The 22028-nt window shown below is 60.4% G+C and carries 20 protein-coding genes and 1 pseudogene; 17 read left to right on the forward strand and 4 right to left on the reverse strand.

Annotated elements, in window-relative coordinates; genetic code table 11:
* Positions 1-9: 9 nt before the first annotated feature.
* From dinG to ACTG1P_RS05180, 3 genes and pseudogenes are all read left to right on the forward strand, one after another.
* Positions 10-2081 (forward strand): annotated as a pseudogene (gene dinG, locus ACTG1P_RS05170) (ATP-dependent DNA helicase DinG).
* 142 nt (positions 2082-2223) lie between these two features.
* The gene (locus ACTG1P_RS05175) at positions 2224-2883 is read left to right on the forward strand and encodes a YccT family protein (protein WP_440000666.1); all 660 of its coding nucleotides are present in this window, start codon (positions 2224-2226) and stop codon (positions 2881-2883) included.
* A 181-nt stretch (positions 2884-3064) separates the two neighbouring features.
* Positions 3065-3961, forward strand: a complete 897-nt coding sequence (locus ACTG1P_RS05180; protein ID WP_440000667.1) for a histone deacetylase family protein — start codon at positions 3065-3067, stop codon at positions 3959-3961.
* Positions 3962-4119: 158 nt separating this feature from the next.
* Here ACTG1P_RS05180 and ylqF read toward each other — a convergent pair whose 3' ends face one another.
* The gene (ylqF, locus tag ACTG1P_RS05185) at positions 4120-5070 is read right to left on the reverse strand and encodes a ribosome biogenesis GTPase YlqF (RefSeq protein ID WP_113738707.1); all 951 of its coding nucleotides are present in this window, start codon (positions 5068-5070) and stop codon (positions 4120-4122) included.
* A gap of 322 nt (positions 5071-5392) precedes the next feature.
* Here ylqF and ACTG1P_RS05190 point away from each other — a divergent pair, with 322 nt between their 5' ends.
* The 8 genes from ACTG1P_RS05190 (at position 5393) to ACTG1P_RS05225 (ending at position 14057) form a co-directional block, all read left to right on the forward strand.
* Positions 5393-6790, forward strand: a complete 1398-nt coding sequence (locus ACTG1P_RS05190; protein WP_440000668.1) for an alkaline phosphatase — start codon at positions 5393-5395, stop codon at positions 6788-6790.
* A gap of 11 nt (positions 6791-6801) precedes the next feature.
* The gene (locus ACTG1P_RS05195; protein ID WP_440000669.1) at positions 6802-8193 is read left to right on the forward strand and encodes an alkaline phosphatase; all 1392 of its coding nucleotides are present in this window, start codon (positions 6802-6804) and stop codon (positions 8191-8193) included.
* 72 nt (positions 8194-8265) lie between these two features.
* A complete protein-coding gene (locus ACTG1P_RS05200) occupies positions 8266-8952 on the forward strand; it encodes a hypothetical protein (RefSeq protein ID WP_440002282.1) in 687 nt (228 codons plus the stop codon).
* A 76-nt stretch (positions 8953-9028) separates the two neighbouring features.
* Positions 9029-9763: a substrate-binding periplasmic protein gene (locus ACTG1P_RS05205; RefSeq protein ID WP_439988807.1), complete on the forward strand. Its 735-nt coding sequence runs from the start codon at positions 9029-9031 to the stop codon at positions 9761-9763.
* A gap of 248 nt (positions 9764-10011) precedes the next feature.
* Positions 10012-10407 carry a nucleoside diphosphate kinase regulator gene (gene rnk / locus ACTG1P_RS05210; RefSeq protein ID WP_005334070.1) on the forward strand — a complete coding sequence of 132 codons (396 nt, stop codon included), beginning with the start codon at positions 10012-10014 and terminating at the stop codon, positions 10405-10407.
* Positions 10408-10587: 180 nt separating this feature from the next.
* Positions 10588-11178 carry a transcriptional regulator UhpA gene (gene uhpA / locus ACTG1P_RS05215; RefSeq protein WP_440000670.1) on the forward strand — a complete coding sequence of 197 codons (591 nt, stop codon included), beginning with the start codon at positions 10588-10590 and terminating at the stop codon, positions 11176-11178.
* Positions 11175-12695 carry a signal transduction histidine-protein kinase/phosphatase UhpB gene (gene uhpB / locus ACTG1P_RS05220; protein WP_440000671.1) on the forward strand — a complete coding sequence of 507 codons (1521 nt, stop codon included), beginning with the start codon at positions 11175-11177 and terminating at the stop codon, positions 12693-12695. Before uhpA ends, uhpB begins: the two co-directional genes overlap by 4 nt.
* A gap of 27 nt (positions 12696-12722) precedes the next feature.
* Complete coding sequence (locus ACTG1P_RS05225) at positions 12723-14057, forward strand: MFS transporter (protein ID WP_440000672.1); 1335 nt, start codon at positions 12723-12725, stop codon at positions 14055-14057.
* A gap of 92 nt (positions 14058-14149) precedes the next feature.
* Here ACTG1P_RS05225 and ACTG1P_RS05230 read toward each other — a convergent pair whose 3' ends face one another.
* Positions 14150-15283 (reverse strand): GGDEF domain-containing protein, encoded by a 1134-nt coding sequence (locus tag ACTG1P_RS05230; protein WP_440000673.1) that lies wholly within the window; start codon positions 15281-15283, stop codon positions 14150-14152.
* 520 nt (positions 15284-15803) lie between these two features.
* On the opposite strand from ACTG1P_RS05230, the gene ACTG1P_RS05235 reads away from it, so the two are divergent.
* The 5 genes from ACTG1P_RS05235 to ACTG1P_RS05255 all read left to right on the forward strand — a co-directional run bounded on the left by ACTG1P_RS05235 (position 15804) and on the right by ACTG1P_RS05255 (position 18602).
* Positions 15804-16604 (forward strand): transporter substrate-binding domain-containing protein, encoded by an 801-nt coding sequence (locus ACTG1P_RS05235; RefSeq protein WP_005334079.1) that lies wholly within the window; start codon positions 15804-15806, stop codon positions 16602-16604.
* 99 nt (positions 16605-16703) lie between these two features.
* Positions 16704-17663: an amino acid ABC transporter permease gene (locus tag ACTG1P_RS05240; RefSeq protein ID WP_167566449.1), complete on the forward strand. Its 960-nt coding sequence runs from the start codon at positions 16704-16706 to the stop codon at positions 17661-17663.
* On the forward strand, positions 17647-17769 hold the full coding sequence (locus ACTG1P_RS05245; RefSeq protein ID WP_005350727.1) for a hypothetical protein: 123 nt from the start codon (positions 17647-17649) through the stop codon (positions 17767-17769). The genes ACTG1P_RS05240 and ACTG1P_RS05245 overlap by 17 nt, the downstream gene beginning before the upstream one ends.
* The gene (locus ACTG1P_RS05250) at positions 17753-17875 is read left to right on the forward strand and encodes a hypothetical protein (RefSeq protein ID WP_265177235.1); all 123 of its coding nucleotides are present in this window, start codon (positions 17753-17755) and stop codon (positions 17873-17875) included. Before ACTG1P_RS05245 ends, ACTG1P_RS05250 begins: the two co-directional genes overlap by 17 nt.
* Entirely contained in the window at positions 17859-18602 is a 744-nt protein-coding gene (locus ACTG1P_RS05255; RefSeq protein WP_440000674.1) for an amino acid ABC transporter ATP-binding protein, read from the forward strand. Before ACTG1P_RS05250 ends, ACTG1P_RS05255 begins: the two co-directional genes overlap by 17 nt.
* 107 nt (positions 18603-18709) lie before the next feature.
* Here the strand turns inward: ACTG1P_RS05255 and ACTG1P_RS05260 are convergent, their stop codons facing one another.
* Positions 18710-19501, reverse strand: coding sequence for a substrate-binding periplasmic protein (locus tag ACTG1P_RS05260; RefSeq protein ID WP_005350714.1), 792 nt, complete (start codon positions 19499-19501; stop codon positions 18710-18712).
* Between the two features lie 168 nt (positions 19502-19669).
* Here ACTG1P_RS05260 and ACTG1P_RS05265 point away from each other — a divergent pair, with 168 nt between their 5' ends.
* Positions 19670-20509 carry a sterol desaturase family protein gene (locus tag ACTG1P_RS05265; RefSeq protein ID WP_440000675.1) on the forward strand — a complete coding sequence of 280 codons (840 nt, stop codon included), beginning with the start codon at positions 19670-19672 and terminating at the stop codon, positions 20507-20509.
* Positions 20510-20606: 97 nt separating this feature from the next.
* Here the strand turns inward: ACTG1P_RS05265 and ACTG1P_RS05270 are convergent, their stop codons facing one another.
* Positions 20607-22022 carry a basic amino acid/polyamine antiporter gene (locus tag ACTG1P_RS05270; protein ID WP_440000676.1) on the reverse strand — a complete coding sequence of 472 codons (1416 nt, stop codon included), beginning with the start codon at positions 22020-22022 and terminating at the stop codon, positions 20607-20609.
* Positions 22023-22028: the final 6 nt, after the last annotated feature.

Genomic DNA, 22028 nt, shown 5'->3' on the forward strand with positions numbered 1-22028 from the left:
CTTCTCTTCATGCTCTCTACTCGCCTTAAAGCCACCATTCGTCAAACCTATCGCCAGATTTCGGATGGATTACCCGGTTTTGTGCCGCGCAAAGAGCAGAACTTTCTGGTGGCAGAGATAGCCAAAACCCTGACCGGCGAGTACGACAAACAGCGCCGGATCCTGGTGGCCGAAGCGGGAACCGGTATCGGCAAATCTCTTTCTTATGCGCAAGGTGCCATCCCGGTGGCGCGGCTCACCCAGAAGAAGCTGGTGATCTCCACCGCCACCGTGGCCCTGCAAGAGCAGCTGATCCACAAAGACCTCCCTTTTTACCACCGCCACAGCGAGCTGCCGTTTCGCTTTATGCTGGTCAAGGGGCGTCAGCGCTACTGCTGCGAGCATCTGCTGGAGCAGGCAGCCAGTGGTGCCGAGATGGCCAACTTTGAGCTCGACTTTGGCAGTCTGAGCAAATCCAAGCCCTCTGACAGCGACAAAGATCGCTACCAGGCGCTGTGGCAGGCCTACACCAATGGCAAGTGGGACGGGGATCGGGACAACTGGCCGGAGCCCATTCCCGACACTTGCTGGGATCGCATCGCCGCCGACCGCCACACCTGCAACAAGGCGCTGAGCCATCATCAGCACTGCCCCTTTCATCGCGCCCGCAACGATATGGACAGTGCCGATGTGCTGGTGGTGAACCATGCCCTGCTGCTCTCCGATCTCACCATGGGGGGGGGATCATCCTGCCGCCCCCCGATGAGTGCATCTATGTACTGGATGAGGCCCATCACCTGCCCACCATCGCCCGGGATCACGGCGCCGCGTCGGCCAGCATCAAAGGCTCGCGCCGCTGGCTGGAGAAGCTGGTACAGAGTGCAGGCAAGCTGGCGCGGACGCTTAATAAAGAGAGCCTGCTCGACCCCCAGCTCAAACTGCAGGATGCGCTGGCCTCCATCCAGCCGGATCTGAAGGCGGTCGAGCAGTGGCTCAGCGCCAACGATCGGCTGTTTGGCAGTGAACGCCACTACCGCTTTGCCGAAGGGGTATTGCCGGATCCCCTGCCCATGCTGGCGGAGAATCTCAAGGAGTCGAGCAAGAAGGCGCTGCGGGCGCTGGATCGGATGCAGGGAGCCATCGGTGAAGCGCTGAAAGATGGCGAGATCCGCCGCAAGGAGGCCGAACCCCTGCTGGCAGAGAGCGGTTTTCATCTGCAACGGCTGGAGAGTTTCTGCGCCCTGTGGGAGATGCTGGGGCGCCATGTCCCGACCGGTAAAACCCCGCTCGCCCGCTGGATGGCCAAGAGCGATGACGGCGATATCTGGCTGCACGCTTCACCGATAGAGGTGGGGTATCTGCTGGAGGAGTGGCTCTGGTCGAAATGTCTGGGAGCCGTGCTGGTCTCCGCGACCCTCACCGCCCTCTCTTCCTTTAGTTATTTTCGCCATCAGGTGGGGCTCAAGGAGCACGACGGTACCCGCTATCTGCGCCTGCGCTCCCCCTTTGATTATCAGAAAGCCGAGCTCTATCTGCCCAAGATGGAGCACGAACCCAACTCGCCAGCCTTTACCAACGAACTCATCAGCGTACTGCCACGAATTCTGGCGGGCAAGGAGGCGAGTCTGGTGCTCTTCTCCTCCTACCGCCAGATGAATGAGGTGGCGATTGGCTTGCGAGCCAAGGGACTGTCACTGCTGGTGCAGGGGGAAGCCTCCCGCAATGCCCTGCTAACCCTGCACAAACAAAAGTGCGATGGCGGTCAGGCCAGCATTCTGTTTGGTACCGGCAGCTTCTCGGAGGGGCTGGATCTGCCGGGTCACTATCTTACCAATCTGGTGATCACCAAGCTCCCCTTTGCGGTGCCCAACTCGCCGGTCGAGGAGGCCACCGCCGAGTGGGTGGAGCAGCGAGGAGGCAACCCGTTTCTGCAACTGACGGTGCCGGAAGCATCGCGCAAACTGATCCAGGCCTGTGGCCGCCTCATCCGCAAAGAGGCCGATCGGGGACGGGTCACCATTCTCGACCGCCGCCTGCTGACCAAACGTTATGGCAAGGGGTTGCTTGATGCCCTCCCCCCGTTTACACGGCGTATCGAATAAATAAGCATGCCGTTATTGATAAATGAACTGACAACTGAACGAACATAAACCTCCAGAAAGAGCCATTGCCGCAGTAGGCCAAACCTGTAAAAATGAGCCCCTGTTTTCAGTGGGCAATCGCCTGACTGTTCAAGGAGATGAAATGAAACTGACTGTTCTGGTACCGGCGCTGGCTGGTCTGTTGTGGGCCGGTAGCGCCCTTGCTGATGCCCAATTGGAAGTGACCACCCCTTATGTCGTCCAGCTGATCGATGGTCAATCCATCAACCCCAAGCTGCTCGACAAAACCAGCACCTTCCCCCTCTCTGCCGGCAAACACCAGTTGGTCGTCGCCTTTGAAGGCAACTACTCCAGCCGTAACGAAATCAAGCTGGTGACCGCCGAACCGCTGGTGCTGAACTTCACTGCCGCCGACAATCAGCAGCTGGTGCTGGACTATAAAAAGCCCCGCAACGAAGCCGAAGCCAAGCAGTTTGTCAAAGATCAAAAAGTGGCGCTGAAAGACAAGGTCAGTGGCCAGCAAGTGAGCAGCGAACAGTTCGTGATGCCGAAAGTAGAGGGCTTCCAGCTGACCCGTGACTATCAGCAAGAGCTGATCAACATGGGGAGAGCCTTCAACCAGCCCAAAGCAGTGGCCGTCTCTTCTGCTGCCGTGATGGCTGCCGCCAGCGCACCGGTTCAGGTTGCCCCCAGCAAGGCTCAAAGCAATCCGGAAGCGCTGACCCAGTTGCAAAACTGGTACAACAAGGCAGATGCGGAAACCCGCAAAGCCTTCCAGATCTGGGTTATCCAGCAGCAATAAACCGAGCTGGGATATTGACTGAAAGGGGAGCCAAGCTCCCCTTTTCCATATCTTGCGATCTTACTCACGACGCGTCTTGATTTATGCGCTGCCACTTCCCCTCTATATAGGGAGTGCATACATGGATTCATCTGCTGATTTCATATATAGAAAGCGTCACCTTGCCAGGGAGAATGGCACCATGTCGCTGCGCATTTTCTATCACCCCCTCTATTCCTCCCTGACGCTACCCGATCGCCATCGCTTCCCGCTGGCCAAGTATCAAGGGCTGTTTGAACGCCTGCAGGTGCAGGGTTACCCCCTTGGCGAAGCGCCGTCGGCCACCCGGGAGCAAATCTGTCGTATTCACGATGCCGATTATGTCTCGGCGGCCCTGAACGGCCAGCTTGAAGAGCGCGCCATCCGCAAGATCGGTTTTCCCTGGTCAGCCATGCTGATGGAGCGCACCTTGCGCTCGGTCGGAGCCACTATTGCCGCCAGCCGCTATGCACTTAAGCAGGGCTGCGGCTTGCAGATCTCCGGCGGCTACCACCACGCTCATCGGGATCACGGCAGCGGTTTTTGTCTGTTCAACGATCTGGTGATTGCCGCCCAGATTTGCCTCGACGAGGGGCGCTGTGAACAGGTGCTGATCGTCGATCTCGATGTGCATCAGGGAGATGGCAGTGCGGCCCTGTGCGCCGGGCGGCGCGATATCATCACCCTCTCCCTCCATGGGGAGAACAACTTTCCCCATCACAAAGCCACCTCTCACATCGACTTTCCGCTGCCTAGCGGCATGACGGACGATGCCTATCTCACCACACTGCAACAGGCGCTCTCACTGGCACTGCGCCTCTATTCGCCGGATCTCATCCTCTATCAGGCGGGAGTCGATGTGCATCATGCTGACGAGCTTGGCTATCTCTCCCTGAGTGATGAAGGGGTTCGCCTGCGCGATGCCATGGTGTTTGACTGTGCAATCAAGCATGGGTTGCCTGTCGCCGCTGTGCCCGGTGGCGGCTATCGCCGCGACTGGCAACAGCTGCTCCCGCTTCATATGTCGCTGTTTGAAACGGCGCGCCAACGTTTTGGCTGATGACATGGCTTTATAGCGCGGACACGCCATCAGAAGTGGGCGGGCACTTCACCAGATAAAACAGAAGAGGCGACCCCTGGGGTCGCCTCTTCGTGTTTCGTCATCTCGGTCACACAAGCTCGCTCGTTGTCAGGCAAGCTCGGGACGCCTGAGGATAACTATTTCTGACGCTTGCGGGCGTACTTGCGACGGGCGCGGGCCTGACGCTCCTCTTCCCGCTCGGCCTTCTCTTTGGCTTTTTGCTCGGCTTCTGCGGCGGCTTCGACAATCTCGACGCTCACCATCTCCGGCGTCTCCAGCGAGATGCGGCCAAGCAAACCGGAGCGGAACTCGTTGATCAGGATCTCGGACGCCTTGTGCAGGTCGGCCAGCCCCCCTTTGCGCATAAACGCCCGCTGGCGGGCGATCATCTCCAGCAGCTCGATCTCGGTCTCGGGCAACTCGTCAATCTGGTAGCGCGCCTTGATCCGCTCCGGATAGGCCTTGATGAAGTAATCGGCGGCAAACATGGCGATATCGGCATAGTCGAACACAGTGTCCTTGATGGCCGCCGTGATGGCCAGGCGATAACCACAGGAGGGCGGATTGAGCTTGGGCCAGAGGAAACCCGGGGTATCGGTCAGAATGACGTTGTTATCCAGCTTGATCCGCTGCTGGGACTTGGTCACCCCCGCCTCATTGCCGGTGCGGGCGATGATGCGCCCGGCCAGGGTATTGATCAGAGTGGACTTGCCCACGTTGGGGATCCCCATGATCATCGCCCGCACGCCGCGCAGCTCAAAATTGCGCTCCGGCAGCATCTCGTGGCAGAGGGTCAGCAGTTGCTTGATCTTCTCCGGCTCTTGTTGTGTCAACGGCAGCGCCTTGATCCCCTTCTCTTTTTCCATGTGCGCCACCCACAGTTCGGTGATCGCCGGATCGGCCAGGTCCGCCTTGTTCAGCACCTTGATCACCGGGGTATCACCACGCAGCTCGGGCACCAGCGGGTTTTCGCTGGAGAAGGGGATGCGGGCATCGAGCATCTCGATGATCACATCGACCTGGGGCATGACCTCGGCAATCTCTTTGCGGGCCTTGTGCATGTGACCGGGGAACCAGTTGATGGACATATCCGTTACTCTCTGTGGGGGCTGCGGGCGCGCGCATGGAACAACAGGCACTTTGCCGCGGGCATCGAACGAAGGGGGCGCATTTTACCTGCTGCGGGCCTCTTTTGACAGGTCATTCTAACCATCACCTCATCAAATCAGCAAACCGCCGAGGCGGAGCAACCTTGCCGGAAGCGACCGGACCAACTGGATCAATTGATAGATAACATATTGATATAATGTAACATTTTATCACTTTTTCACACAACCGTCACCGATAGTCAGTAAAAGTGTCATCTGCCCCCTCTAGGCTGCGCTCAGGTTTTACAAGGAGCGAACCCCAATGAGAAAAATGGCAGGACTTGCAGTGATGATCGGCGCCGCCCTGGCCGCCGGCTGCAAATCAGACAATGACACGGTGGCGACCAAGCCCGCAGCCCAACCCACCAACGTCATCTTCTTCCTCGGTGACGGCATGGGCCTCAACACCCTGACGGCGGCCCGCATCTACAGTGTCGGCGAAGAGGGTGATCTCACCATCGATACCCTGCCAGAGACGGCCTTTATCAAGACCTTCTCCCACGATGCCCAGGTCACTGACTCGGCCCCCTCCATGGCGGCCTACATGACCGGGGTCAAGAGCAACAACGGCGTCATCAGCATGGACAGCGACGCCACCTATGAGAGCGACTGCAGCAAGAGTGCCGGCAAGCCGGTGACTACACTGCTGGAGCTGGCCAAAGCCGATGGCCGCGGTACCGGCGTGGTAACCAGTACCCGGGTGACCCACGCCACCCCGGCGGCTACCTATGCTCATATCTGCAACCGGGATCTGGAGGCAGATATCGCTGCCCAGCTGGTACCGGGCGGCAAAGGCTACAACAGCGCCCTCAAGGAGGGGCTGGATGTGGTGCTCGGTGGCGGCAGCAGTTTCTTCCTGCCCAAAGCTGACAAAGGCAAGCGGGAGGATGGCCGCAACCTCATCAGCGAAATGCAGGCCAAGGGCTACCAGTTTGCCAGCAATCTGGATGAGCTGAACAAGGCAGATGCAGGCAAGCCGCTGCTGGGTCTGTTTGGTTCCAGCCACATGAAATATGACCTGGACCGTCCCGCCAGCGAGCCGTCACTGGCCCAGATGACCCTGGCCGCCATCAAGCAGCTCAAGGGCAAAGAGAAGGGTTACTTCCTGATGGTGGAAGGGGGCCGCATCGACCACGCACTGCACGACACCAACGCCAAGCGGGCGCTGCAGGACACTATCGCCTTCGACAACGCCATCAAGGCTGCTATCGACGAGGTGAAAAAGAGCGACCCCGAGCTGAAAAACACCCTGATCGTGGTCACCGCAGACCACGACCATACGCTCGTGCTCAACGGCTATGCCAAGCGCACCGGCAAGACCACCGCCGACAACCCCGGCGTACTCGGGCTGGTGAAGAACTACGAGACTGGCGAGCCAAGCAAGGATAGCGAGGGCATGCCCTACACCATCATAGGTTTTGGCAACGGCTACAACCGGGTAGATGGCCCGCGCAGCAGCGTCGCCCCGCTCGACGATGCCACCGTCTCCGCCAATGACTACCACCAGGAAGTGGTGGTCAAGGTGGGCGAGATCGGCAACGAGACCCACGGCGGCACCGATGTCTTCCTCGGCGCCATCGGCAAGGGGGCTGACAGCTTCCATGGCTCACTCGATAACACCGCCGTGTTCGGCAAGATCAAGGCTGCGGCCAAGCTGTAAGGAGCACTTTCATGAGCAAAAAGATGAACACATCCATCAAGCACACGCTGGTCTGCGCCGCCCTGTTCAGTGCACTGGGCGCAACCTCCCAGGCACAGGCCGGTGATGCCAAAAACGTCATTCTCTTTATCGGTGATGGCATGGGGCCCACCGTGCTCACCGCCACCCGCCTGTTCAAGGTGGGAGAAGAGGGCAATCTGGAGATGATGAAACTGCCGCGCAGTGCCCGCATCAAGACCTTCTCCAACGATGCCCAGACCACCGACTCGGCCCCCTCCATGGCGGCCTACACCACCGGGGTCAAGATGAACAACGAGGTGATCGCCATGAGCAGCGACACCAAAGCCGTCGCCCCCGGCAAAGATGTCAATGGCAACAAAACCGTCAACAATTGCAGCAGCGATAACGGCAAGCCGGTGCCCACCATCCTGGAGCTGGCCAAGGCGGCAGGCAAATCGGTCGGGGCCGTCACCACTACCGAGTTGACCCACGCTACCCCGGCGGCTACCTACGCCCACATCTGCCATCGGGATGCCGCTTATGACATCGCTGCACAAGCTGTTCCGGGAGGAACTGGTTTCAACCAGGCGCTTGGGGATGGGGTCGATGTGCTGATGGGCGGTGGTGCCAACCACTGGACCCCCTACAGCGCCAGCAACAAGGGCGGTCGCAATGACAACCGCGACCTGACCGCGGAGATGAAGGCACAGGGATACAGCTATGTCACCACCCAAAGTGAACTGGCCAAGGTAACCAGTGGCAAGGTGCTCGGTCTGTTCAGCAGCAAATCCCACTTGGACTACGAACTGGATCGGGTCGCCAAAGGGGCTGCCAATACCCAGCCGTCCCTCTCCGAGATGACCGCCAAGGCGATCGACCTGCTGAGCAAGAACAGTCAGGGTTATTTCCTGATGGTAGAAGGCGGCCGGATAGATCATGCCCTGCACGGCACCAACGCCAAGCGCTCGCTCACCGACGCGGTGGCACTGGATGAGGCGGTCAAGACGGCGCTGGGTAAAGTGGATCTCAACAATACCCTGATCGTGGTCACCGCCGACCATGACCACACCATGACCATTAACGGCTACTCCGCCAAGGGCAATCCGGTGCTGGATCTGGTGAAAAATGGCGATGGCTCGACCCAGAACGACGTGGATGGCAAGCCCTTCACCACCCTGGTGTTCGGTAACGGCCCCAATCGTGCGGCCGTGCGCCCGGTCCTCACCAGCGATCAGGTGATGGCCAATGACTATCTGCAGGAGACCGGCGTCAAGCTGGCATCGGAAACCCACGGCGGCGGCGATGTGATGCTGTTTGCCGATGGCGCCGGCAGCAACCGCTTCAAAGGCACGCTGGATAACACCAAGGTGTTTGGCAAACTGCGGGAGGCGCTCGGCCTGTAAGCAGCAGGGGCCCGGGTGCATCTGAGCAATCGACTCAGCGGCTCGGGCCCCGGCTCTTTCGAGCGACAGATGATGATGCGACTTTTGCTTTCGTTATGGCTGCTTGGCAGCACCCTCGCCTTCCCCCTGCATGCTGACGACACGCCCCCGGATCTCGCCGCCCGGATCAGCTATCACGACCGGAACACCGGCAGCGATGGCATCGCTAGAGAGAGTGTCTGGCAAGAGAAGTGGCTGCGCGTGGGCAATCAGGTGTGGAGCCAGCGGCTCATTCCCCTCCCCCTTGCCCGTGCCTATCACGCCACTCACGACGCCACGCCCGGCCACAAGCACTTTACCCACCAGATGGCGGCGCGCTGGGTAACCCGCGACCAGCAGGGGATGCTGCAACTGCGCTACGCCGACAGCTGGCACAACCAGCTGGTGGAGGTACCGGAGGAGGAGTTCGGTCAGGTGGCTTTCAAACCCGACTGGCCGCGGATCCGCCACCTCATCAATCCGGCCCTGCTGCAAGAGATGACGCCCCTTGATGAGATGGCCCCCGAACAGGCGCGCTGGTATGAAAAACGCGAGGGCAACCAGCGCACCCGTATCCTCTGGTCGAGTCGCTGGCAGCTGCCGCTGGTGGTGGAGTCGGCAAGCTTCGATGGCTATCGCAGCTACCGGATGGAGGTGACCCTAAAAACGCTGCCCAAGAATTTGCCTTGGCAACAGCTGGAGGGGTATCAGACGCTCGATCTGCGGGACTTCTTCGATTGAAATGAGGCTCCATAGCGGGCTGACTTGTCTCTGCGGGATGTTACACTATGTGTACTCATCCCGGATCAGGTCTGCCATGCGAATTTCCACTCTCCTGCTACTGTTCTCCACCCTGCTTTTCACCACTGCCGAAGCCCATGCTGTAGTGGTTATCGCCGCCGAGATCCCGCCTTACGTGATCCGTTCTCACCAGGGCGCCCCGAGCGGCATGGCCATCGAGGTGCTGGAGGAGGCGGCCCGCCGTCTCAAAGAGCCACTGACCATCGAGCTGATGCCGCTGGCTCGCGCCCTCAGCCAGACCCAGCACCGGCAGGATGTGCTGTTGGTGCCACCGGTGAGGAGCCCCCAGCGTGAGCCGCTGTTTCTCTGGATTGCCCCCTTGCTGGATGAGGCCTTCGTACTGGTGACTCATCGCCGGCACCATCCCCAGCCGCTGACAATCGGTGAGATGCCCGGCCTCACCATCGGCGTGATGCGCAGCTCCTATGGCCAGAGCCTGCTGCTCCCGTTCAAACGGATCAAACAGGAAGAGGTGGCCGAAGAGGTCAACAACGCCAGCAAGCTCGCTCGGGGCCGCATTCAGGGCTGGGCGGTGGCCTGGAACAGCGCCCGCTACAACCAGCTGCAGGCAGGCTTGCCGCTGGCGGATCTGGTTCGCGGCGAAACGCTGAAACAGGCTGCGCTCTACCTGGCGGCCAGCCCCCATTTTCCAGCCAAAGAGGCAACACGCTGGCGCGACACCATCGCCGCCATGCGTGATGACGGCAGCCTGGCCCGCATCATCAAGCAGTACGATTACCAGGCACCCTGACAAACTTGTCAGGATAATTGCCAAAGCCGTCCAGAATGGTTATGGTAGCCCCATGAAAAGATTCACTATTTCCTCTCACAAGCTCACACCCTGCTGAGCCCCCGCCTCGCTCCTTCGGCCGCGAGTCGCTTGGGGGCATGGCATTTTCAATAGATTGAACCTGTTGAATCCATTTTTGTAACACCCAGTGTGATGGCCAACCTGCCCCCGCCGGTATGGGCCTATGCGCTATTGATAAGGAATATCTTATGAAACAACCTCATCTGGTTATCTCCAGCCTTGATCTGGACCGTATCGAACAACTGCTCGGCAACCACCCGCAGCATCTGGCCCTGCAAGAGGAGCTGGACCGCGCCGAGATCCGCGAACCGGCCGACATGCCGCCGGACGTGGTCACCATGAACAGCAAGGTGCGCTTCAAGATGCAGAGCAGCGGCAACGAGTTCTGCCTCACCTTGGTCTACCCGCGCGATGCCAAGGGTGACGAGAGCAACATCTCGGTGCTGGCACCGGTGGGCAGCGCCCTGCTTGGCCTGAAAGTGGGCGACAGCATCGCCTGGCCGGGCCCGGCCGGTCGCACCATCGAGGTGGAGATCCTTGAGGTGGTCTATCAGCCGGAGCGGGCCGGCGAGCTGCACCGCTGATCCCGGTTGCGGGCAGGCCAACCCGGGAGGCCAGCCCGCACAGCCTGATCCCGATCAAGCTTCCCCTGCTTATCGGGTCGATTTTCCCCCTATTCCCCCCGCCCCTTGAGCCTGACTCGGGGGGCAGGTATCTTGTTGGCCGCGTCATGGTCATGACGCACTGAATTTCAGGCTGACATCATGATAAACATTGCCCTCATCGACGATCACCAGATCGTCCGTTCCGGTTTTGCCCAACTGCTCAATCTGGAGCCCGACCTGCAGGTGGTCGCCGAATTTGGCTCCGCCAGCGAGGCGCTGGCCGGCCTGCCCGGCAGTGGCGCCCGCGTCTGCGTCTGCGACATCTCGATGCCAGACAAGTCGGGGCTGGATCTGCTCAAGCAGCTCCCCTCCGGTCTGGCGGTGGTGATGCTCTCGGTACACGACAGTCCCGCCCTCATCGAGCAGGCGCTGCAAACCGGTGCCAAGGGATTTCTCTCCAAACGCTGCAGCCCGGACGAGCTGATCGCCGCGGTGCGCACCGCCGCGCTCGGCGGCTGCTACCTCACCCCCGACATCGCCCAGAAGCTGGCCAGCAGCAGCCGGGATCCCCTCACCAACCGGGAGCGGGAGATTGCCCAGTTACTGGCGCAGGGGCTGGAGGTGAAGAGCATCGCCGAGCAGCTTGGCCTCTCCCCCAAGACGGTGCATGTGCACCGCGCCAACCTGATGGACAAGCTCAAGGTCAGCAACAACGTCGAGCTGGCCCACCGCATGCTGGATAGCTGGTGATCCACCGTCTTGCCAGCTATGTCGCCATCACGCTGGCGGCCTGCTTCATCTTTGCCGCCGGCTGGTTTTGTCTGTGGAGCATCAGCCTGCATCTGGCGGGCGGCCCGGCACTGGCGGTGCTGCTGTTCCCCTTCGGCCTGCGTCTCGGCCTGCTGCTGCAAAGTCCCGGTCGCTACTGGCTGCCGCTACTGCTCTGCGAAGGGGGGCTGCTCTACTGGATCAATCTGGAGGTCGGGCTGCCCCACTGGCAGTGGTTGCTGATCGGCAGCATGCTCACCCTGCTGCCGCTGCTGATTGCCCGCCGCCAGCCGGTGCGCAACGACTGGCAGCAACTGCTGTTGCTGCTCGCCACCGTCTCGGTGGCAGCCCTGCTGCAATCCCTGCTCTGGCATCTGGCGGGAGAAGATGGCCTCTCGGCCCTGCTGCTCACCCTCACCGGCGGGCTCACCCTCACCTCCACCTGCATGCTGATCTGGCACTACCTAACCCGCGCCACCTGGGTGCCGCTCGGCCCTGCCCTGGTGGATCAGCCGGTGGAGTGGCGCTTTCGCCATCTGGTCTGGTATCTGCTGTTGTTCGTGCTGAGCCTCTGGCTGCAGCTGGGGCTGCCCAACTCGCTGGTGCGCTTTACCCCGTTTTGTCTGGCCATCCCCATCATCGCCATGGCGTGGCGCTACGGCTGGCAGGGGGCGCTGCTCGCCACCCTGATGAACACCATCGCCCTGCTGGCGAGCCAGGCCTGGCACGATCATCCCCTCGATCTGCTGCTCTCCCTGCTGGCCCAGAGTCTCACCGGCCTGCTGCTGGGCGCCGGGATCCAGCGCCAGCGCGAGCTCAATCAGGCGCTGACCCGCCAACTTGCCCACAATCGCCAGCTCACCGAGCGACTGCTGGAGACCGAGGAGAGCATTCGCAAGGAGGTGGCGCGCGAGCTGCACGACGACATCGGCCAGACCATCACCGCCATTCGTACCCAGGCCGGCATAGTGCGCCGCCTCGCCCCCGACAATGCGGGAGTGGGCCAGAGCAGCGCCCTGATCGATACCCTCTCCCTTGGCATCTACGACGCGGTGCGCGGTCTGCTCGGTCGCCTGCGCCCGCGCCAGCTCGACGACATGACCCTGGAGCAGGCGGTGCGGGCACTGCTCAGAGAGCTGGAGCTGGAGCGCCACGGCATCGTCACCCGGCTGGAGTGGCAGCTGGCGGACAGCGATCTCTCCGATGCCCAGCGGGTCACCCTGTTTCGGGTCTGTCAGGAGGGGCTCAACAACGTGGTCAAGCATGCCAACGCCCACTCGGTGACAATCCGGACGCGGCACGGTGAAGAACAGCTGCAGCTGGTGCTGGAGGATGATGGTCGCGGCTTGCCGCAAAGCCGCGCGGCGCAGGGCTATGGTCTGCTCGGTATTCGCGAACGGGTGCAGGCGCTGGGAGGCACCTTGCAGCTCTCCTGCGTCCACGGCACCCAGTTGACGGTCAATCTCCCCTGCCGCAAGCGGGAGGAGAGCCATGAGTAACCTCGCCCTTCATCAGGGAGGAGCCCCATGCTGAGCTTTATGAGAAGCGCACCGGCGCAACCGCCGATCCGCGAGCAGGCCGAGATCGACGCCACCTATCGTCACTGGCGGCTGCATCTGCTGCTGACCATGTATCTGGGCTATGCGGTCTTCTACTTCACCCGCAAGAGTTTCAACTTCGCCATGCCGGACATGCTGGCGAGCGGCATGCTGGACAAGTCCGATATCGGCATGCTGTGGACTCTGTTCTACATCACCTACGGCTGCTCCAAGTTCTTCTCCGGCATCATCAGTGACCGCGCCAACCCGCGCTACTTCATGGGTGTCGGACTGATGGCCACTGGCGTCATCAACATACTGTTCGGCCTCTCGTCGGCACTCTGGATGTTTGCTGCCCTCTGGGTCGCCAACGCCTTCTTCCAGGGCTGGGGCTGGCCCCCCTGCTCCAAGCTGCTCACCAGCTGGTATTCGCGTACCGAGCGCGGTGTCTGGTGGTCGGCCTGGAACACCGCCCACAACGTCGGCGGGGCGCTCATTCCCCTTATCGTCAGCACCATCGCTCTGCAACATGGCTGGCGCTACGGCATGATAGTGCCCGGCCTTATCGCCATCATCGCGGGATTGTTCCTCTGCTGGCGGCTGCGGGATACCCCGGCAGCCATGGGGTTGCCGTCGGTGGGCGAGTGGCGCAAGGATGCCATGGAGCTGGCCCAGCAGACTCAGGATGCGGGGCTCTCCCACCGCCAGATCCTGCGCAAATATGTGCTCGGCAACCCCTATATCTGGCTGCTCGCCTGCTGTTACGTGCTGGTCTATGTGGTGCGCACCGCCATCAATGACTGGGGCAACCTCTACATGACCGAGCAGCGCGGCTTCAATCTGATGAGCGCCAACTCGGCCATCTCCATGTTCGAGGTGGGGGGCTTTATCGGTGCTCTGGTGGCGGGCTGGGGATCGGACAAGCTGTTCAACGGCAACCGTGGCCCGATGAACCTCATCTTTGCGGTGGGGATCCTGCTGGCGGTGGGGTCGCTCTGGCTGATGCCCTTCTTCAGCTATGTGATGCAGGCGGCCTGCTTCTTTACTATCGGCTTCTTCGTGTTTGGCCCCCAGATGCTGATCGGCATGGCGGCGGCGGAGTGCTCCCACAAAAATTCGGCGGGGGCGGCCACCGGCTTTGTCGGCCTGTTTGCCTACATGGGGGCGGCGCTGTCGGGCTATCCGCTGGCCAAGGTGATGGAGATCTGGCACTGGAACGGCTTCTTCGTGGTGATCTCGGTAGCAGCGGGCGTCTCGGCCCTGCTGCTGCTCCCCTTCCTCAAGGCGCAGGCACCGAGAGCCGCTCAAGCAAATGCAGAGTAGCGGGTGGCAGCTGACGAGCTATATCCGGCAAACAGAAACAGCCAGGGCGCGGATCACCTCGCCCTGATTTTATTCCTGAACCTATTCCTGCATCAGGCAGCCTGACAGACCCGGTTCTTTCCTTCCCGCTTGGCCCGATAGAGAGCGTCATCCGCACGGCTGAACAGGCTGTCAAAGTGCCACTCCCCCTGCCAGTGAGCAATACCCATGCTGACGGTGATATGGATCCCCTCTACCTCGCTGGCCGCAAGCTGAACCCGCAGTGACTGACAACGGGCGATCGCCTCCTCTGCGGTGGCATGGCGAAACAGCAGCACAAACTCCTCGCCCCCAAAGCGACTGGCCAATACTCCTTCCAGCTCGCGCAGTGCCAACCCGACCCGCTCCAGCACCCGATCCCCCACCTCATGACCATGCCGATCGTTGATCTGCTTGAAGTCATCCAGATCGAGCACCACCAGCGCCCCCTGCTGTGCAGGGCGTCCCCGGGCCAGACGCTCCATAAAACCACGGCGATTGAACAAGCCGGTCAGCGGATCATGACTGGCCTGATAGCGCAGCTCCAGCGCCCGGTGCTGGTTGCAGAGCAGCAGCACCCCGAAGGTGAGCATGGAGCTACCCACCAGCATGGAGACATAGGGCAACACGTTGAACAGCTGACGCTGGAACGGGCTTTCGATCACCTCGCCCCACACGGTAAACATCCGCATCAGGGTCATGGCAATCAGCACCAGATTGAGGCCAATCAGCACCCAGACCGCCACCTGATAATCGGGTCGGCCGTGACGCCAGAGCTGCCAGATGATGAGTGTACTGAGCACGAGGAAAGTGGCGCTGCTGATCATCACCCGCACCGCAATCCGGCCATCAATGGCAACCGACCAGGTCATGACGGCGGCAAACAGCAGGATGAATCCCCAGCAGACAGGCCAGCCCGGCGATTGACGGAAGAAACAGCGCTGGGCAACCAGCAGCAACGACACATGAAAAATCAGGAAGACATTGCCCACCCAGGAGCCATAGGGGGTAGGTGTCAGCAACAGGCTGGCAAATCCCGCCTGACCCAGCATGGCAAACAGACTGGACCACCACCAGACCCCGACACCGGGAATATCGTTGTGGGTAACGCGAATGATGGTAAGAGTGAGGAAACCGAGACAATAGCCACACAAAGCCATGATCATCAAGGTAAAAATATCCAGCTTAAGCAGTAGTGAGGCGTCCATACCAAAGCCATGCAGAGAGGGTAACTGAGTATATGAGAAGCGTTTGCCAAGACCCAGTGGGACTTGATGGTTTTCACAATAAAGCCCGTTCGTTTGCTGACAAACAGAGCAATGAGTGTGATATCCCACCAATGCATATTCGTATTAACCCCATAAAAAGCCTCTTACGGAGCCCAGCAACTCAATAAGAGCCGCAAGCGGCACCCAGGCTTTGTAACAAAATGTCTTGGGGATAATTTGGGCTTGAACCCACTCAATTAGATAGATATGTTGTTTTCGTGTGATTTTATGAATGAAGCCATGAGCAATAAATGTCTCTAACCTGTTGAGTCTTCTGACACAATCTGTTTTTGGTACATTTTTCACTCAACCACTATTCATAGCATCTCATATGGGGCTTTTGTCCCGCTCAAGACATTCATCCTGTCTTGCCTGTTGCCGGATGCAGCAGTCTCTTGTGCCACGGAGTCGCACGGGATCAGGTTCAAGGCCGAACACACCACCGACAGAGACGTCACTTATGATCAAAAAACTGATTCTTTCTACCCTGCTGTTTTGCGGGATCGCCACGGCGGCCCCGACCCCAGCCCCTACCTCCACCCTGGATGCCGTGCTCGAACGCGGTGTGCTGCGAGTCGGCTTCGATGCAGGCTATCAACCCTTCGAGATGACCAACAAGCAGGGCCAGTACATCGGCTTTGACGTGGATCTCGCCAAGATGGTCGCCAAAGAGATGGGCGTGAAGGTCGAGTTCGTCAACACCGCCTGGGATGGCATCATTCCGGCGCTGCTGACCAACAAGTTCGACGTCATCATGGGCGGCATGACCGTCACTCCCCAGCGCAATCTGCGGGTCAACTTCGCCGATCCTTACATCGTGGTCGGCCAGACCATCGTCCTGCGCAAAGAGAAGGCGGGCGAAATCAAATCCTTCACCGATCTCAACGATCCCAAGTACAAGATTGCAGTCAAGCTCGGCACCACCGGCGAGCAGGCGGTCAAGCGCCTGATCCCGAAAGCCACCCTGCTTCAGTTTGAAACCCAGGATGACGCCAAGCTGGAAGTGATCAACGGCAAGGTCGATGCCTTCGTCTATGACCTGCCCTACAACGCCATCTTCGCCTCCCAGAATCAGGGCGCCGTGGTGCACCTCGACAAGCCGTTCACCTTCGAGCCGCTGGCCTGGGCCATCCGCAAAGGGGATCAGGACACCCTCAACTGGTTCAATAACTACCTGCGCCAGATCAAGGGCGATGGCAGCTACGACCGTCTCTACAAGAAGTGGTTCGAATCCAACGCCTGGCTGAACCAACTCAAATAACCTCCTGGGGGTGGCACATGCCGCCCCTGCACCACGCAGCTCCCCACACAATAACGAGAAGAGGTTGTGACTGTGCACACACCCAAACCGACAAGACAGATGGAAAAACAGCCCAATCAGCTGCTCTGGCATGGGGTTTTCCTGCTGATGCTGCTGGTTGCCGTATTCGGCATCTACAAGGCTGTCCAGTCAGTGGATTACACCTGGCGCTGGGAACGCATTCCCCAATACATCGCCTATCAGGCGGAACAGAAGAATCTGGCCGAATTTGACGGCACCGTGATTGCAGGCACCAGCGAGGCCGAGAAAGGCAAGCTGTTCCTGCAAGACGATCTCGACCCCAATGTGCGGCAAGCCATCGCCAGCACCGGCGTACAAGTCGCCGAAGGGGATACCGTTTTTCGTGGCGATACCCTCGACACCCAACTGAGCTGGACCGCAGGCCCCATCGCCTGGGGCGTCTGGGTCACCGTCAAGCTCTCGCTGGTGGCAGGCATCTTCGCCATCCTGCTCGGCACCCTGGCCGGGCTGGCGCGCCTCTCCCCCAATCCCGCCCTGCGCAATCTGGCCATCACCTATGTGGAGCTCATCCGCGGCACGCCGCTGCTGGTGCAGATCTTTATTGTCTACTTCTTTATCGGTACCGTGCTGAACCTCGATCGCTTCACCGCCGGGGTCGCCGCGCTGGCGGTCTTTACCGGTGCCTATGTGGCGGAGATCGTCCGCGCCGGCATCAGCTCCATTCACAAGGGGCAGATGGAGGCGGGCCGCAGCCTGGGTATGACCTCGGCCCAGACCATGCGCTATGTCATCCTGCCGCAGGCGTTCAAGCGGGTACTGCCACCGCTGGCGGGCCAGTTCATCAACCTGATCAAGGACTCCTCGCTGGTCTCGGTCATCTCCATCACCGATCTGACCAAGGCGGGGCGCGAGGTGGTGAGCTCCACCTTCAGCCCGTTCGAGGTGTGGTTTACCGTGGCCCTGCTCTATCTGGTGCTGACCGGCACCCTCTCCTTTCTGGTACGCCGTCTCGAGGTGAAATATGCACGCAGCAACTGATCCCATCATCAAGGTGCAACAGGCATCGAGAAGTGCAGCCATCACCGACACCCTCTTCGCCTTCCCGGTTCGTTTTCTGGAGGTGAAATATGCACGCAGTAACTGATCCCATCATCAAGGTGCAACGGGCGTCGAGAAGTGCAGCCATCACCGGCACCCCCTTCGCCTTCCCGGTTCGTTTTCTGGAGGCGAAATATGCGCGCAGCAACTGATCCAATCATCAAAGCGACCGGCGTAGAGAAGTTCTACGGCAGCGAGGTGCATGCCCTGAAGAACGTCAACACCCAGGTGGCCGAAGGGGAAGTAGTGGTGATCGTCGGCCCCAGCGGCTCGGGAAAATCGACCTTCCTGCGCACCCTAAACCAGCTGGAGACCATCAACGACGGCAACATAGTAGTCGACGGCATCTGCCTGACAGAGCCGGGCGATGTCAACAAGCTGCGGGAAGAGGTGGGCATGGTGTTCCAGTCCTTCAACCTCTTCCCCCACCTGACGGTGCTGGACAACATCTGTCTCGCCCCGCAAAAGGTGCGTGGCCTGTCGCGCCGTGAGGCCGAAGACAGAGCCAAGGCGCTGCTGCTGAAAGTGGGGCTGTCGGTGAAAGCCGCCAGCTACCCGTCCCAACTCTCCGGCGGTCAGCAACAGCGGGTGGCCATTGCCCGGGCACTCGCCATGCAGCCACGCATCATGCTTTTTGACGAGCCCACCAGTGCGCTCGACCCCGAAATGGTGGGGGAAGTGCTGGATGTGATGAAGGGGTTGGCCCGCGAAGGAATGACCATGGTGGTGGTGACCCACGAGATGGGCTTTGCCCGCGAGGTGGCGGATCGGGTGCTCTTTATGGAGAGTGGCGAACTGCTGGTAGATGAAAAACCGGCCGACTTCTTCGACAATCCCCCCTCCCCACGCCTGCGCCAGTTCCTGAGTCAGGTGCTGTAGCCAACACGCTCTGCTGGATAAACGAAGAGGGACCACAAGGTCCCTCTTCTTGTGTGTCACGCTGAGCAGACTCAACCCAGCTGAACCCGAGTGCCCCTCTCATCGGCTCAGCGTGGGGACTTTCCCAGATAGCGCTCCACGATCACTTTCACCCCGTCACGTTTTTTGAGCTGATAGAGCTCCTTGTCAAACTGGTCGATAAAGGCCTGTTTGTAGGGGTACTCCCCCTTGCGGCTATAACCGAGAAACCCCTGCTCCTTGCTGAGTACCGGCCCCTGTTTGAGCAGGGACATATCGGCCACCGCCAGCTGATCGGCCTTTATCATGTTGAGTAACTCATAGAGCAGGGAGAGGCGATCATTGATGGTGCAATCGACCCGGCCGCGGACAATCTTGAGCAGGTTCTCCCGATTGCTTTTCACCTCCTCCACGTCGATCTGCTTCTCTTTTACTGCCTGCCAGAAGGCATCGCCGCCGACGGCAAAACCGGCGTTCATGCCAAAGCGTAAACCATGATAGTCGAGCGGAAACCTGGCCTGCGGGGTATTGGCCGCCACACTGGCGCCGCACATCACCACCAGCTCTTCATCCAGCATCGGCTGGGAGTAGGGCCACATGTAAGGGCGGGTATCGGGCATGTAGTAGGGTGGAAAGATGGCGAAGGCGGCCCCCTGTTCCACCATGCTCAGACCGCGCCGCCACGGCATGGGCTTGAGCACCACCTCATAGTCAGGCATGGCAGAGGTCACCTCGCGGATGATGTCAGCATAGATCCCCCTGACCTCCTCCCCTTCCTGCCAGGAGTAGGGGGGATAGGCGGCATCCGCCAGGATCTCGACCCGGGTCTTGGCGTGCGCCATCATGCACAACCCCAGTAACAAGCAACACCAGACGCGCATAAGCCAGCACCTCCTGAAAAAGCCTGCATCAAGCATAGCCATCCACTGCGCCTTCCTCTGCTGCCGAGCCATATTTCATGCCATCTCTTCGTTGGCTGAAAAATGTTAATGAAATATTAAAACCATCCTTTATGCTGGAGAGCAATTGCTCTGAATGGATGGCCGCATATGGATGTGCAACTGCTTCTGCTCTACCTCTCCCCGGTTTTTCTGGCCTTTATCGGCTGGGAGATGCTCTACCTGCGCAAACATGGCGCGGCCTTTCCCACCGCCACCTACCAGTGGCGGGATCTGTTCGCCAACGCCGCCCTGGCCCTGATGCACCAAGGGGGCGATGCGCTGGCGGCCATCTTTATTGCTTATCTGTATGACACCCTCTGGGGCTGGCGGTTGTTCGATATCGAGATGAATCTCTGGAGTGTGCTACTGCTGTTTCTGTTGCAGGATCTCTGCTACTGGCTGTTCCACTTCACCAGCCACCATGTGCGCTGGCTGTGGGCCTCCCACGTGGTGCATCACAGCTCGGAGCGGCTCAACCTCTCCACCGCTTTTCGCCAGAGCCTGATGTATCCGATCTCCGGCATGTGGCTGTTCTGGATCCCGATGATTGTCATCGGCTTCCCGCCCGAGGCGGTGGTCGCCACCGTGCTGCTGAGTCTGGGCTTCCAGTTCTTCGTCCACACCCAGGTGGTAGGCAAACTCGGCTGGCTTGAGTGGCTCTTCAACACCCCCTCCCACCACAGGGTGCACCACGCCAGCAACGCCAAATACATAGACCGCAACTTCGCCGGGGTGCTGATCATCTGGGATCGGCTGTTTGGCACCTTTGTCGAGGAAGATCCGGCCGAACCGTGCCGCTTTGGCATCACCAAACCGATCCACAGCTTCAACCCCCTCACCCTCACCTTCCACGAATGGCGCGACATGCTGCGCGACGCCCGTGGCCTGCCATGGCGACAAAAACTCGCGGTGCTGTTTGGCAAACCGGCCGGGCCTGCCAGCCGCTGAGCCTTCGCCCCGAATAGCAAGCCCCTGATAACCAGCCCCTGATAACAAGAGAGCGCCACTGTGGCGCTCTCTTTTATGGTCAGTCACATCTTCGATGTCAGAGATGGGCGAACGACCAGACGGCAGGGATCAGGCTCAGCAAGGTCACTCCAGCCAGCCATCGCTCGCGGCCGCTCAGGCGCAGATCCGCCCCCAGCTGACGGCGGCTGTAGAGAAACAGCAGCAGACCCGGCCCGTAAAGCAGCAAGGAGAGCAGCAGATACTCCACCCCGGCGGCATAGAGCAGCCAGAAGCCGTAACCGCTCGACACCAGCGCCACCGCCCGCATCAGGCTATTGCCCTGCCCGCCCTCGCCCTTCCTGCTGAACGAGAGCTTGAGCAAAAACAGACCGATCAGCAGGTAGGGCACCAGGATCATCGAGGTGGAGATAAGCAGCAGGCTGGTGTAGCCCTTGCCGAGCAGCCACACCAGCAGCAGGCATGTCTGCACCGTCAGGCTGGTGAGCCAGAGCGAGGCGATAGGCGTCCCGTTACGGTTCTGGCACCGGAAGATGGCAGGGAAGGCGCCGTGTCGAGCCGCGCTGAACGGCACCTCGGCCGAAAAGAGGGTCCAGCTCACATAGGAGGCGAGCACCGAGACGATAAGGCCGATGCTGATGAGCAGCTTGCCCCAGGAGCCGGTCATCTGGGCCATCAGCCCTGCCATGGAGGGGTTGGGCAGTGCCGCCAGCTCGGGGCGACTCAAGATCCCCAGCGCCAGCACCGAGATAAGCACATAGAGCAGCAGCGCCAGCACCACACCAAGCACAGTGGCGGTACCCACATCCCGCTTTTTTCTCGCCCTGGCCGAGAGCACCGCTGCCCCCTCGATACCGGTGAAGACCCAGAGGGTGATCAGCATGGTGTTGCGCACCTGCTCGGAGACCGGCACCGCCAGAGTGCTGCCCTGCTGATCCGCCGCGAAGGTGACCGGGTCGAACCAGTAGCAGGCGAACAGGATAAACAGCAGCAGCGGCAGGCTCTTGGCCAGAGTCGCCACCAGATTGAACAGCGCCGCCTGTTGCACGCCCCGGGCCACCAGCAGGTGCACAGCCCAGAGGATGCAAGACTCGCCGATGAAGGCCGCCAGGGTGTTGCCCTCGCCAAACCAGATCTGCCCCGGGGTATCGACGAAGCTGCCCAGCGCCGCGAAGGCGATCACCAGATAGCCCACCACGCCGATGGTGGCGCAGAGCCAGTACCCCCAGGCGGAGAAGAAGCCCACCAGATCGCCGAAACCGGCGCGGGCGTAGCTGTAGATGCCGCCGTCGAGATCCGGCCTTAACCGCGACAGATAGAGAAAACTCATGGCGAGCGCCAGGATGCCCACACCCGTCACGCCCCAGCCGATCAGCACGGCGCGCGCCCCCGCCACCTCGGCCATGTTCTGGGGCAGGCTGAAGATCCCCGCCCCCACCATGGAGCTGAACACCAGCGCGGTGAGTGACCAGAGCCCAATCTTGCTCTCTTTCATGGAAGC

Origin of the sequence: Aeromonas sp. 11P (genome assembly GCF_051920165.1) — a bacterium.
Classification (GTDB): Bacteria; Pseudomonadota; Gammaproteobacteria; order Enterobacterales; family Aeromonadaceae; genus Aeromonas; species Aeromonas veronii.

Coding starts and splice junctions, on each gene's coding strand:
- ACTG1P_RS05175 (WP_440000666.1), top strand. CDS start 2,224: ATGAAACTGACTGTTCTGGTACCGGCGCTGGCTGGTCTGTTGTGGGCC.
- ACTG1P_RS05180 (WP_440000667.1), top strand. CDS start 3,065: ATGTCGCTGCGCATTTTCTATCACCCCCTCTATTCCTCCCTGACGCTA.
- ylqF (WP_113738707.1), bottom strand. CDS start 5,070: ATGTCCATCAACTGGTTCCCCGGTCACATGCACAAGGCCCGCAAAGAG.
- ACTG1P_RS05190 (WP_440000668.1), top strand. CDS start 5,393: ATGAGAAAAATGGCAGGACTTGCAGTGATGATCGGCGCCGCCCTGGCC.
- ACTG1P_RS05195 (WP_440000669.1), top strand. CDS start 6,802: ATGAGCAAAAAGATGAACACATCCATCAAGCACACGCTGGTCTGCGCC.
- ACTG1P_RS05200 (WP_440002282.1), top strand. CDS start 8,266: ATGATGCGACTTTTGCTTTCGTTATGGCTGCTTGGCAGCACCCTCGCC.
- ACTG1P_RS05205 (WP_439988807.1), top strand. CDS start 9,029: ATGCGAATTTCCACTCTCCTGCTACTGTTCTCCACCCTGCTTTTCACC.
- rnk (WP_005334070.1), top strand. CDS start 10,012: ATGAAACAACCTCATCTGGTTATCTCCAGCCTTGATCTGGACCGTATC.
- uhpA (WP_440000670.1), top strand. CDS start 10,588: ATGATAAACATTGCCCTCATCGACGATCACCAGATCGTCCGTTCCGGT.
- ACTG1P_RS05225 (WP_440000672.1), top strand. CDS start 12,723: ATGCTGAGCTTTATGAGAAGCGCACCGGCGCAACCGCCGATCCGCGAG.
- ACTG1P_RS05230 (WP_440000673.1), bottom strand. CDS start 15,283: ATGGACGCCTCACTACTGCTTAAGCTGGATATTTTTACCTTGATGATC.
- ACTG1P_RS05235 (WP_005334079.1), top strand. CDS start 15,804: ATGATCAAAAAACTGATTCTTTCTACCCTGCTGTTTTGCGGGATCGCC.
- ACTG1P_RS05240 (WP_167566449.1), top strand. CDS start 16,704: ATGGAAAAACAGCCCAATCAGCTGCTCTGGCATGGGGTTTTCCTGCTG.
- ACTG1P_RS05245 (WP_005350727.1), top strand. CDS start 17,647: ATGCACGCAGCAACTGATCCCATCATCAAGGTGCAACAGGCATCGAGA.
- ACTG1P_RS05250 (WP_265177235.1), top strand. CDS start 17,753: ATGCACGCAGTAACTGATCCCATCATCAAGGTGCAACGGGCGTCGAGA.
- ACTG1P_RS05255 (WP_440000674.1), top strand. CDS start 17,859: ATGCGCGCAGCAACTGATCCAATCATCAAAGCGACCGGCGTAGAGAAG.
- ACTG1P_RS05260 (WP_005350714.1), bottom strand. CDS start 19,501: ATGCGCGTCTGGTGTTGCTTGTTACTGGGGTTGTGCATGATGGCGCAC.
- ACTG1P_RS05265 (WP_440000675.1), top strand. CDS start 19,670: ATGGATGTGCAACTGCTTCTGCTCTACCTCTCCCCGGTTTTTCTGGCC.
- ACTG1P_RS05270 (WP_440000676.1), bottom strand. CDS start 22,022: ATGAAAGAGAGCAAGATTGGGCTCTGGTCACTCACCGCGCTGGTGTTC.